This window comes from Marinobacter arenosus, from assembly GCF_019264345.1.
Lineage (GTDB): Bacteria > Pseudomonadota > Gammaproteobacteria > Pseudomonadales > Oleiphilaceae > Marinobacter > Marinobacter arenosus.
Genome location: NZ_JAHVAO010000001.1, coordinates 2,929,472 through 2,941,656, shown reverse-complemented (window position 1 = coordinate 2,941,656; position 12,185 = coordinate 2,929,472). Strand labels below are relative to the sequence as shown.

The 12,185-nt window shown below is 59.2% G+C and carries 11 protein-coding genes; 8 read left to right on the top strand and 3 right to left on the bottom strand.

Annotated features, from left to right (window positions below; all coding sequences use genetic code 11):
- Positions 1-87 precede the first annotated feature (87 nt).
- The 7 genes from KXD86_RS13410 (at position 88) to KXD86_RS13385 (ending at position 6,098) form a co-directional block, all read left to right on the top strand.
- Positions 88-633 carry a TorD/DmsD family molecular chaperone gene (locus tag KXD86_RS13410; RefSeq protein ID WP_228739384.1) on the top strand — a complete coding sequence of 182 codons (546 nt, stop codon included), beginning with the start codon at positions 88-90 and terminating at the stop codon, positions 631-633.
- Between the two features lie 41 nt (positions 634-674).
- Entirely contained in the window at positions 675-863 is a 189-nt protein-coding gene (locus KXD86_RS13405; protein ID WP_218636506.1) for a twin-arginine translocation signal domain-containing protein, read from the top strand.
- Positions 864-950: 87 nt separating this feature from the next.
- Complete coding sequence (locus KXD86_RS13400) at positions 951-3,836, top strand: formate dehydrogenase subunit alpha (protein WP_228739383.1); 2,886 nt, start codon at positions 951-953, stop codon at positions 3,834-3,836.
- Between the two features lie 15 nt (positions 3,837-3,851).
- Positions 3,852-4,460, top strand: a complete 609-nt coding sequence (gene fdh3B / locus KXD86_RS13395) for a formate dehydrogenase FDH3 subunit beta (RefSeq protein ID WP_218636505.1) — start codon at positions 3,852-3,854, stop codon at positions 4,458-4,460.
- An 87-nt stretch (positions 4,461-4,547) separates the two neighbouring features.
- Positions 4,548-5,720 (top strand): formate dehydrogenase subunit gamma, encoded by a 1,173-nt coding sequence (locus KXD86_RS13390; RefSeq protein ID WP_218636504.1) that lies wholly within the window; start codon positions 4,548-4,550, stop codon positions 5,718-5,720.
- Positions 5,717-5,842, top strand: coding sequence for a hypothetical protein (locus tag KXD86_RS18970; protein WP_260523762.1), 126 nt, complete (start codon positions 5,717-5,719; stop codon positions 5,840-5,842). The genes KXD86_RS13390 and KXD86_RS18970 overlap by 4 nt, the downstream gene beginning before the upstream one ends.
- Positions 5,835-6,098, top strand: coding sequence for a sulfurtransferase TusA family protein (locus tag KXD86_RS13385; protein ID WP_218636503.1), 264 nt, complete (start codon positions 5,835-5,837; stop codon positions 6,096-6,098). The genes KXD86_RS18970 and KXD86_RS13385 overlap by 8 nt, the downstream gene beginning before the upstream one ends.
- On the opposite strand, the gene KXD86_RS13380 is transcribed toward KXD86_RS13385, so the two are convergent.
- Positions 6,095-6,595: a hypothetical protein gene (locus KXD86_RS13380; RefSeq protein WP_218636502.1), complete on the bottom strand. Its 501-nt coding sequence runs from the start codon at positions 6,593-6,595 to the stop codon at positions 6,095-6,097. The genes KXD86_RS13385 and KXD86_RS13380 overlap by 4 nt on opposite strands.
- A 127-nt stretch (positions 6,596-6,722) precedes the next feature.
- Entirely contained in the window at positions 6,723-8,279 is a 1,557-nt protein-coding gene (locus tag KXD86_RS13375) for a methyl-accepting chemotaxis protein (protein ID WP_218636501.1), read from the bottom strand.
- Between the two features lie 384 nt (positions 8,280-8,663).
- On the opposite strand from KXD86_RS13375, the gene KXD86_RS13370 reads away from it, so the two are divergent.
- Complete coding sequence (locus KXD86_RS13370; RefSeq protein WP_218636500.1) at positions 8,664-9,758, top strand: helix-turn-helix domain-containing protein; 1,095 nt, start codon at positions 8,664-8,666, stop codon at positions 9,756-9,758.
- On the opposite strand, the gene KXD86_RS13365 is transcribed toward KXD86_RS13370, so the two are convergent.
- Positions 9,743-12,184, bottom strand: coding sequence for an efflux RND transporter permease subunit (locus tag KXD86_RS13365; RefSeq protein ID WP_218636499.1), 2,442 nt, complete (start codon positions 12,182-12,184; stop codon positions 9,743-9,745). The two genes, KXD86_RS13370 and KXD86_RS13365, sit on opposite strands and share 16 nt — an antisense overlap.
- Position 12,185: the final 1 nt, after the last annotated feature.

Below are 12,185 nucleotides of genomic sequence, written 5' to 3'. Positions count from 1 at the left end.
CAACTATAAGAGAGAGAAAACTTGGCAAACGCTGTAGAAGTTCAGTGCCCCCGCTCGATCAGCGATGAAGATCGCGCGAGAGCCCAAATGTACCAGTTGTTAAGTGTCCTGCTCGGCGGCCCACCCTCGAACGAACTGCTTGGCGGCCTGGCATCGTTGCAAGGCGATGAGACGCCTTTGGGCTCCGCCTCCCGAAACCTTGCCGTTCTCGCTGACCGCACCACGTCCCCTGACGCCGAACGGGAGTTCAACAACCTGTTCGTTGGCGTCGGTCGCGGTGAACTTCTCCCGTACGCCAGTTATTACCTCACCGGTTTTCTGAACGAGAAGCCCCTTGCGGACTTACGTCGCGATTTGAGGGCCCGGGGCATCAAAGCCAGCGATGACGTGAAAGAACCGGAAGACCATATCAGCACGCTGTGCGAAATCATGGCGGGCATCATAACGGGCGAGTTCGTGTGCGATAGCGATCTGGCCTCACAGAAGGCATTTTTTGACGCGCACCTGGCAAAGTGGGCGGCCCTGTTTTTTACCGATTTGGAAGGAGCGCAAAGCGCAGTTTTCTACGCACCCGTGGGCTCGCTGGGGCGGGCGTTCATGGCGGTGGAAGCCGACGCATTTGCTATTCAGTAACCGGGATCTGCCCGATCCCTTAACTCAGGTGGAGGTGTCCGATGGACCACCCCAAGCAGGAAAACAGCCGTCGCCGTTTCTTGCAACTGGCAGCAACCGCAGCACCCGCTGCCGTTGCCATGGCAGTTGCACCGAACGCCGCAGCTGAGGTCGTTAATGAGGCCCCGAAAAGCCGCGGGCTGCGTGACACGGAGCACACACGCAAATATTTCGAATCGGCTCGCTTTTGAGGAAGCGTGAGTCATTCAAGGTTGCGTGATGCTCTTGAATGATCACACCTCCGGAAAACGAGAACAAAAAAGACAGAGGTAACTGACATGTTAAGGAAGAAAACCAACGGGGTAGCGAAAGGCTCCCGTGCGGGATCTTTACTTTCATCCCTCGCTGCAAAGACGCTGGACCGACGCGGATTCCTGGCGGCCTCCGGTGTCACTGTGGGTGGTCTGGCGGCCCTATCGCTAACGACCACCCGGGTTCGGGCCGAAACGCCGTCGACGGATGGTGGCGAAGTCGTTCGCAAGAAGTCGGTGTGTACACATTGCTCGGTCGGCTGCACGGTCGAGGCGGAAGTGCAGGATGGCGTCTGGACCGGCCAGGAGCCGGGGTGGGACAGCCCATTCAACCTGGGCGCTCACTGTGCGAAAGGGGCCTCGGTGCGTGAGCACGCGCACGGGGAACGTCGTCTGAAATACCCGATGAAAATGGTCGATGGCCAGTGGCAGAAGATCTCGTGGGAAACCGCCATCAACGAGATCGGTGACAAGATGCTGCAGATCCGCGACGAGAGCGGTCCTGACTCCGTTTACTGGCTCGGCAGCGCGAAGTTCAACAACGAACAGGCCTACCTCTTCCGCAAATTTGCGGCCTACTGGGGCACCAACAACGTCGATCACCAGGCCCGTATCTGTCACTCAACCACGGTCGCGGGCGTCGCCAACACCTGGGGCTACGGGGCGATGACCAACTCGTACAACGACATCCACAAATCCCAGGCGATCTTCCTGATCGGGGGCAACCCTGCCGAGGCGCACCCGGTGTCGCTGCTTCATATCCTGAAGGCCAAGGAAGAAAACAACGCCCCGCTCATCGTGTGTGACCCGCGTTTCACGCGCACTGCGGCCCATGCCGACGAGTTCGTCCGGTTCCGGCCGGGGTCAGACGTGGCATTGGTCTGGGGCATTCTCTGGCACATCTTCGAGAACGGCTGGGAAGACAAGGAGTTCATCCGCACCCGGGTGTGGGGCATGGACGAGATCCGCAACGAGGTGAAGCGCTGGAACCCGGAAGAAGTCGAGCGGGTGACCGGCGCGCCGGGCGCCCAACTTGAGCGCGTTGCCCGAACCCTGGCAAATAACCGGCCTGGCACCGTCATCTGGTGCATGGGGGGTACCCAGCACACCAATGGTAACAACAACACACGCGCTTACTGCATTCTGCAGTTGGCACTGGGCAACATGGGGGTGGCTGGCGGCGGCACCAACATCTTCCGTGGGCACGATAACGTTCAGGGCGCCACGGACCTTGGGGTCCTGGCCGACACCCTGCCCGGCTACTACGGCCTGGCGGCTGGCTCCTGGGCCCATTGGGCACGCGTGTGGGAAGAGGACCTGGATTGGCTGAAAGGCCGGTTTGCCGTGTGGGACAAGAACGGCAATTCCAGAGCCATGATGAACGAGAAAGGCATCCCCGTCTCTCGCTGGATCGATGGCGTTCTGGAAGCCAAGGAGAACCTTGAGCAGCCTGACAACACCCGGGCCATGGTGCTGTGGGGCCACGCGCCCAACTCGCAGACCCGGATGCTTGAGATGAAAGAAGCCATGGAGAAGCTGGACCTGTTGGTCGTCGTGGATCCGTTCCCGACCGTTTCAGCGGTGCTGCACGATCGTAAGGACGGCGCTTACCTGCTGCCTACGACCACCCAGTTCGAGACCTATGGCTCGGTCACGGCGTCCAACCGCTCCCTTCAATGGCGGGAAAAGGTCATCGAGCCGCTGTTCGACTCCAAGGTCGACCACGAAATCATCAAGCTGTTTGCAGACAAGTTCGGGTTCACCGATCGCATGTTCCGCAACATCGCACTAGAAGGCGACGAGCCGTCGATTGAAGACATCACCCGCGAATTCAACCGCGGCATGTGGACCATCGGCTACACCGGCCAATCGCCCGAGCGTCTCAAGAAGCACATGAAGTACCAACACCACTTCGACAAGACCACCCTGCGAGCGAACGGCGGGCCCTGCGATGGCGATGTCTACGGTTTGCCCTGGCCTTCCTGGGGCACCGCGGAAATGAACCACCCGGGGACACCGAACCTGTACGACATGTCGTTGCCGGTGTCCGAAGGCGGACTCACGTTCCGTGCCCGGTTTGGCGTGGAACGGGACGGCGACAATCTGCTTGCCGAAGGCGTTTACTCGAAAAACTCCGAGATCAAGGATGGCTACCCCGAGTTCACCATGCAGATGCTGATGGATCTGGGCTGGGATGGTGACCTGACGGCCGAGGAACGGGCCAGCATCGAGGCAGTGGCCGGTCCCGAGACCAACTGGAAAACCGACCTGTCAGGCGGTATCCAGCGTGTGGCCATCAAGCACGAGTGTGCACCCTTCGGTAACGCCAAAGCGCGCGCTGTGGTCTGGAACTTCCCGGACCCTGTACCCATTCACCGAGAGCCGCTGTACACCACACGTCGAGATCTGGTCGAAGATTATCCGACCTACGCCGACAAGACCTTCTGGCGGGTACCGACCCTGTACGAGTCCATTCAGAAGAAGGACTTCAGCAAGGACTTCCCCATCATTCTCACCTCAGGCCGTCTGGTGGAATACGAAGGGGGTGGTGACGAGACGCGCTCAAATCCCTGGCTGGCGGAACTGCAGCAGGAGATGTTCATCGAGGTGAATCCGCGCGATGCGAATAACCTCAACATTCGAGATGGCAACGACGTTTGGGTGTCTGGCCCGGAAGGCGGACGCATCAAGGTGAAGGCGATGGTGACCGAACGGGTTGGTGAAGGCGTCGCCTTCATGCCGTTCCACTTCGGCGGAGAACTTGAGGGCAAGTCTTTGAGGGACAAGTATCCCGAAGGGGCCGACCCGATTGTCCTGGGCGAATCCACCAACGTTGTTCAAACATACGGGTACGACTCGGTCACGCAGATGCAAGAGACCAAAGCCACCCTGTGTTCGATTATGCCGGCATGATGAGAGGTGTAGATCATGGCACTTGAAGGACAAGCACGCGCAAAATTCCTTTGCGACGCCGAACGCTGCATCGAATGCAATGCCTGCGTAACGGCCTGTAAGAATGAACATGAAGTCCCCTGGGGCATCAACCGTCGACGCGTGGTGACCATTGAAGATGGTAAGCCCGGCGAACGCTCGATCTCGGTAGCCTGCATGCACTGTTCAGACGCGCCCTGTATGGCCGTCTGTCCGGTGGACTGCTTCTACCAGACCGAAGACGGCATCGTACTGCACTCCAAGGACCTGTGTATCGGTTGCGGGTACTGCTTCTACGCCTGCCCGTTCGGTGCGCCCCAGTTCCCTCAGGCGGGCAACTTTGGCAGCCGGGGCAAGATGGACAAGTGCACGTTCTGTGCAGGCGGCCCCGAAGAGGACAACTCGACAGCGGAGTTTTCCAAGTACGGACGCAACCGTATTGCGGAGGGCAAGCTGCCACTCTGTGCGGAAATGTGCTCGACCAAAGCCCTGTTGGCCGGTGACGGCAACGAGGTGGCGGACATCTATCGTCAGCGCGTGGTGAACCGGGGATTCGGTTCGGGCGCCTGGGGATGGGGCACGGCTTACGAGAAGAAGGGTGCGTGAGTTCGCATGAGGGTTCCGGGGCCTTTCGGGGCCCCGGAATTCATTGCAGCCATGCCCCCTTCTTGTTTATTCCGTTGGAGTGCTCTCATGAAAACAAGACTACTGAGTGTCGCCGTCCTCGCATTGGCGGCGCTGCTGTACAACCCTGTCTGGGCACAAGAGACCCCGACCGTTGATCGATCATCAACCGGTGGCGCTCAAACCCTTGAAGACATCATGCGCCGTCAGGAACAACTGAAGATTGACGAATCCTTTCGGTCAGAGAACCTGGGTGATCCCGCTAATGCGGCACCAGTCACTGACTCGCTGGGCACCCTGGGAGGGCGCTCTGACGCCGACGTCTGGCGCTCGGTTCGCTACAACAAGATCGACCCCACCGTTCAGTCACCCGGACCCGCCAATGGCGTCATGATCCAGGGTGAAGGCATTGCCTGGTACAAGTTGCGCGAAGGTCCGGTGATCACGTACGGCGGCAGTGCCCTGCTGGCCATTATCGTCCTCCTGGTGGTGTTCTACTTCGTCCGCGGAAAGATCATGATTGAGGGCGGCCCGGCAGGCACCACGATTGAGCGGTTCAAAGCCGTCGAACGCTTTGGCCACTGGTTGTTGGCGGGCTCGTTCATCGCCCTGGGGCTCACGGGACTGATCACCTTGATGGGGCGCACATTCCTGATCCCGGTGATCGGCACCGAGGCCTTTGCCCCCCTGGCGGCCGGCTCCAAGTGGATCCACAACAACGTTGCCTGGGCCTTCATGCTCGGGCTGGTGATGACCTTCTGCATGTGGGTGGCGCATAACATTCCCAACAAACTTGACTGGCAGTGGCTTAAAGCCGGCGGTGGCATCTTTAGCAAGAGCCACCCGTCCGCCAAGAAGTTCAACGCGGGTCAAAAGATTATTTTCTGGACCGTCATGGTGCTGGGCTTCTCGGTCTCCCTGTCTGGCCTGTCGCTGCTCTTCCCGTTTCAGATGCCCATGTTTGCCGAGACCTTTGGCGTCATGAACAGCATTCTGGGCACCAGCTTCCCAACGGAACTGGCCCCGCATGAGGAAATGCAATACGCCAACATCTGGCACTCAATCGTGGCGTTCGTGATGATGGTGGCCATCATCGCCCACATCTATATCGGCTCGGTCGGTATGGAGGGCGCGTTCGATGCCATGGGTAACGGTGAGGTGGATATCGAGTGGGCGCGCCAGCACCACGATCTCTGGGTCGCGGAGGTCGAGGCCAAACAAGGCAAGGGAGAATCATCATGAAGATCATGATTTCCGCATTTATTGCGGCCCTGGTGATTGCTGCCGTCGCCCCGGTCGCGCTGAACCAGTTCGGCTGGTCGTCAGCCGAACAGACCAGCAGTGAGAGTGTGCGTCTTGAGTGATCAATCCGAGGTATTCCGGGTCGATGCCACCGGTTTGGTGTGCCCCCTGCCTATACTCCGTTTCAAAAAGCGTACCCAGGGCCTGCCGAGCGGCACCCAGGTGGAATTCCTGGCCGATGACCCCAGCGGCCGTCGGGACCTGCAGGCGTTGTGCGAGATAACCGGCCACCGGATTGAATGGATTCGCGAAGAGGAGGCCGGCGTTCTTCGTTACCGCATTTGTCTGGGCGACCAGGTGCCCGGAAGTAAGCCTTAATCGGATCTGGGGAGCAGCTCGAAAACCTGCTCGATGAACCGGCGCTCCTCATCCAGGATGCGCTGGGCAAACATTTCACCCAGGCTATTATCCATCTCAACTGGACAGGTAGCGGCTATTTCCAGACACGCGTGGAAAAGCCGCTCACGACGATAGAGCGAATCCGAACAGGCCGATTCGGTGTAGGTTTGGTCCTGGAGCAGTTCGGTGGCTATGCCGATGAACGCCTGCAAGACACCGAGATCAGGCTTGCGTGCGATAAAGGCCTGGTCAAAGCGCTCAATATCGTCAGGACTGACGACCTGCATGCCGCCAGCAAGCTCGGAGAGCGCCTGGCAGTGGTTCTGGATAATCAGGTGAAGCTTCGCCCGCTCGGGTATCTGGTTACGACCATCGGCCCACATCACCTGAACAATGGGCAGGACCGGGGCGAGATACAGGAACGAGGGCGGAAGATCGTGCTGGGCCAGCAACGCGGAAAAACGGAATCGAGGCATTCAACATCCTTTTACGAGACCGACAAGTCCTGTGATTTTTTGAGTGTCGGGGCTCAACTTTAGAGCAAGGCCGCCACGATGCAAAGTGAGAGCGGCCTCTTTCAATAGAATCGCTGGACCGAATGCCTCAGAACTTGAACCGCACCACCAGTTCATGGAGCGCCTCTGCGATATCGCCAAGCTCCCGAACACTCTGTGTCGACTGTTCGCCCTTGCTGAGGTTCTGCCGCGCCATTGAGGAGATGGTTTCCACCTGCTGATTAATCTGCTCTGACACCTGCGACTGTTCCTCTACCGCGGCGGCCATCTGGATCGCCATCTCGGCAATTTCGCCCACTGACGCCGTGATGTCGCCAAGGGTCTGCTCCGCAGAGAGCATCTTCTCAAGGCCCTCATCGGCAGCCTGCACACCCCGTTTTGCCATGCCAACCGACCCCTCAGTCTTCTCAAGCAGTTCGGCCATCACACCGTGAATCTCGGACGTGGATTCACGGGTTCGGCGGGCGAGCCCGCGCACTTCATCCGCGACTACCGCGAAACCACGGCCGTGTTCGCCCGCCCGTGCCGCCTCAATGGCTGCGTTGAGTGCAAGGAGGTTGGTTTGTTCGGCGATCTGTTCAATGGTTTCGGCGGCGGCAGCGATACTCCGGCTCTGCTCAGAAACCGCCAGCACCGCCTGGCTGACGCTGTGAACGGTCTGTTTGAGTTGCTCGATGGCTTCCCGGGTGGAGGCCACAACCACCGATCCACGATCGGTAAACTCTTTCGCCTGCCTGGCCTTCTCCGCGGTCAGCGACACGTTCGCAGACACTTCGCCGATGGTCTGGGACATTTCGTGGACAGCGGCAGCCACCTGCTCGGTTTCCGCCTGCTGGGCACGCAGGGTTTCCTGACCTTCGTGCGTCAACTCCAGGCCATGCATGGACCGGGATCGCACCCGCGCTGCGGAATCCTCAAGGCGGGTAAGCACGGTGTCCAGATGGGCAACCTGGGAGAGCATGGAGACCTTGATCTTGCCGACGTCCGGCGAGTCATCGGTGTAGCTTTTCGCGGCCAGCGGATCGGAGAAGCTCCGGTCGAGAACCTGGGCCAATGAGCGGACCAGCCGCTTGCGGTCCCAGGCCTGCCACCCGGCAAACGCCAGCACACCACCCGCCAGGGCAAACTCGGACAGGTTCTGATGCCCTGCCAGAAACAGAAGCCCGGCAACCAGAAGCACGCCGAACAGGAACAGGGTGCTCGGCGCCACTTTATCCCGAAGCCGTGCGGTCGACTTGCCTTGCCGGATTCGATCATAGAGCTTTTCTGCCCGGGCCACCTGTTCGCGACTGGGGCAGGAGCGCACCGACTCAAACCCAATCACGTCGCCACTCTCGGTGATCGGGGTTACGTAGGCGTTGACCCAGTAGAAGTCACCGTTCTTGCAGCGGTTCTTGACCATGCCCATCCAGGGCCGTCCCGCTTTCAGATGTGACCACATGTTGTCGAATGCTTCCGGAGGCATATCCGGATGCCGGACAATGTTATGAGGCTTACCGACCAGCTCGTCGATGCTGAACCCGCTGATATCGACAAACGCCTGGTTGCAGTGAGTGATACGACCCTTGAGATCGGTGGAGGAAATCAGTTTCTGGGTCGATGGAAAGGTCTGTTCGACGTTCGTTACCGGCAGATTCTTTTTCATGTAGTCGTCGCTCCGTGATGACCGCTAAAGCCAGTCAATAAAAGGGTCCTAAACGCGACTTATAGATGAACCTTTTTGTGTAAACAAGCGTATTTTTGTAGCCACACCGGATACATTCGTGAACAATTCCAGCAAGTTACAGGTGATTGCACATCGCAACAAATCGCGGATCTCCTGGTTAACAGCAAGGCTTTGTAACCCAAAAGCATTTCTTCGCCGATTGATGGCCGCTTTACAAACCCGAAACGAATGAACCTGATTTCATCTTTTGGTGTTTACATGAAAAAAAACACCAATAATGGTTCAAATCCACTGCTGCGAGGTCGTGCGTCTTCCAGTATGCTCGGCTGACATAACAATACAGCGCTAACAGAGGACATCGTTTTGCTCATCCTGACGGGATTTGGTCTCGGCTGTCTGGCTTGTCTGTTCTTCGTGATCCTGCGGGATTTTCGGCATCAGTTGGTGGGAAAGATTTTCCTCCTGATCCTGCTGTCCGCGACGGCGTATCTGGTTGCCCCGCTGGTTCCGGGCGGATGGCGCTGGATGGCCTCCGACCTGCAGACCGCCATGCCGGCGCTGTTCTGGGTTCTGTGCCAGCTGATCTTCGCGTCTCGCCCCCACCTTCGGTCGGTTTGGGGGTTCCTGGCCTTGTACACGTTCATTGCACCGGCCCTCGCCAGACCCTATGTCATCGAGGGCGACTCGTCTGACCTGATGATGTTCCTGGGCTGGGAGCTGGGTCGATGGCTCGAATACGTCGTGGTGCTGCACGGGCTTCTCCAGGTAACGCGCCACTGGCGAGTGGATCTGGTGGAATCGCGCCGGCGTGCGAGACTTGCCCTTCTGCTGATCCTCGGCGGCTCGGTTGGTATTGCGACCGTCAGCCTGAACTTTGGCCTGTTCCACGACTATTCCCGGGGCATCATTGTCAGCTTCGCCGCACTGGCCACGCTGTTGTGCTTCGTCTCCGCTCGCGAGGGTATCCTGGCGTTGTCGCCCGATGCCCGGTCGAGCCAGCCAAGGGCCTCAGGGCACGCGAATGCCTGTGCATCGGCAGGATCTGTCGATGCGGAGAACAACCAGGATCTGGCCGCCCTGAACCGGCTGATGCACGACGGCTTCTACACCACCGAGAAACTGACCCTGAAGCGGCTGGCCGAGTCCCTCCAGATTCCCGAGTACCGCGTGCGCAAGGCCATCAACCAGACGCTCGGCTATCGCAATTTCAATGACTACATCAACCACCTGAGAATCGAAGACGCCGCACGACGGTTGGCCCGAGAACCGGAAACGCCCATTCTCAACATCTCTCTTGATGTCGGGTATCGCACCCTCAGTTCCTTTAATCGGGCCTTCCGGGACATCATGGAGACCACACCAACTGAATTCCGCCTGGAAAACCATCCTGACAAAAAAAGCCACCCCTGGGGGGTGGCGAAGGTCAGAGATAACTCTTCAGATCAGCTTCTGGAATAGGCTCCGGCGCCCGAGAATCCATCCTGAGCCTTCGCGGTGTCCTTCCGCTCACCCTGGACGGGACATTCCGGTTCGCCTGGTTGCTTTGCAAGCGAGCGGTCGCGGAAGAGTACGGCCGCGATCGCCGGCAGCAGCAGGATGGCGCCGAACAGGTTCACCAGGAACATGAACGCCAGCAGGATGCCCATGTCGGCCTGGAACTTCAGATCCGAGAAATACCAGGTCGCCACCGAGACGGTCATGGTCAAAGCCGTGAACGCAGACGCGGTGCCACGCTGCTTCAGGGCCTCGAAAAACGCCTCCTGAATGCTGCAGTCACGGGCCTCCAGCTCGTGCTTCATGCGCTCGAACAGGTAGATGCCGTAGTCGATACCACTCCCCACGCCCAGAGCGATGACCGGCAGGGTGTTCACCTTCAGGCCGATGCCCAGCAATGACATGAAGGCGTTGCACAACAGCGTCACCAGGGCCAGCGGCAGAATGATGCACAGGCTGATCCGGAGGCTGCGGAACATGGCCAGACACAGCAGGGTCACCGAGGCAAACAGCGCGCCGTTGACCCACGGGTTTGCCGCGGTCACCGCCTCGTTGGTGGCGGCCATCACCCCGACGTTGCCGGAAGCGAGACGATAGGTCAGGGTGTCGTTGTCATAGACGGACTTGAACGCCTTGATGGCCGTGACAATGCCAGATATGGTCTCGGCCTTGTGATCGCTCAGGAACACCGAAATGGCCATCGCGTCACAAGCGGTGTTCATCAGCGTACTGCCATCGCGGGTCGCAAACGCGACGCCCTGGGCTACCTGGGCCCGGTTGCCCGGCACCACGTGCCACTTGGGGTTGGTTTCCGCGTAGTTCTGGGTAACGCCCTTCACAAATCCCGGCAGCGCACCGACAGAAGCCACACCCGGCTGCTGGCGCAGGAACAGTTCAAATTCTTCCAACTGCTGCATCAGCTCAGGCTGAACACAGGGCATGTTGTCGCCGTCGGCTTCAACCACGACCTGCAGAACGTCAACACCGACGGAATACTGCGAGGTGACCGCCCTGACGTCCTGATTGTAGCGGGCGTCATCACGCAATTCCGGCACACCGTCCCCGAGATCCCCCACGTGCATCTGGTCCGCCTGGTAGATACCGTAGCCGGTCAGAGCCAGAGCGCAGACAATGGGCACCCACGCTTTCGGGGTGGTGGCCAGGATGCTGAGCTTTTCCCAGAACCAGTAGTGAGAGCCTTTTCCCGTCAGTCGGTCCAGTGCGTGCTGATCCATCCTGGTAAAAGACAGCAGGGGCGGCAGCACCAGCGAGTTGGTCAGGATCATCACGCCGACGCCCAGGGTCGCGGTGATCGCCAGTTCATGCACCATCTGGATATCGACGAACGCAATAACCAGGAAACCCAGTACGTTGGCCGCCAACGCGACCACACTGGGAACCACCAGATCGGTCAGACTGTCTTCAGCCGCCGTGCGAATGTCGGCCCCCGCGAGCACGTCGAGCTTCCAGGAATTACACATCTGCACCGCGTGCGAAACCGCAATGGCGAAGATGAGGAAAGGCACCAGAATCGACATGGGATCGAGGCTGAGCCCCAGCAGCGGCAGCAGGCCCAACAGCCAGACAACCGGCAGCGATGCGGTGACCAGGGTGAGCAGGGTCAGGCGCTTCGAGCGGGTGTACCAGTACAGCAACACCGCGATAATAACGACCGCAACGGCGAAGAACACGAGCACACCCCGGGCGCCGTTGGCGATGTCACCCATGGCCTTGGAGAAACCAATGATGTTGACTTCAAGGGACTCGCTCTCAAGTTCGGAACGGATGTCCTCCAGCTTGTTCGCAACGGCTTGCAGGTCAATCTTCTCGCCCGTGTCCGGATTCACTTCCTGAAGGGTTGCGACCACCATCGCCGATCGCAGGTCGTTGGCGACAATCTGGCCGACCCAGCTGGATTTCAGGGTCCGCTCCCGGATTTCTCTCAGTTCTGCCTCGGTACCGGAATAGTCCGCCTCAATCAGGTTACCCCCGACAAAGCCTTCCTCGACCACCTCGGAGTAGCGAACATTCGGCGTGAACATCGACGTCACAGAGCTTCGTTCAACGCCATCCAGATAAAACACGGATTCGGTCGCCTGCTTTAACGAGGCCAGGAATTCCTTGTCGAACACCGTGCCATCTTCGTTGCGCAGGGACACCATGATCCGGTTCGCGCCCACAAACTCACCCTGGTAGTCCAGGAAGGTGCCCATGTACTCATGGCTGAGCGGGATCATCTTCATGAAGCCCGCGTCCACGCGCAACTGACTGGCGGAGAAGCCGAGTGCCAGCGTGATGGCGGCCATGACCACCAGCAAGGTAATACGGAAGCGGAACACCCCGCGGGCCAGTACTCGGGTCAAGCCCGTTTTCTTCTGCTCTGAACTCATG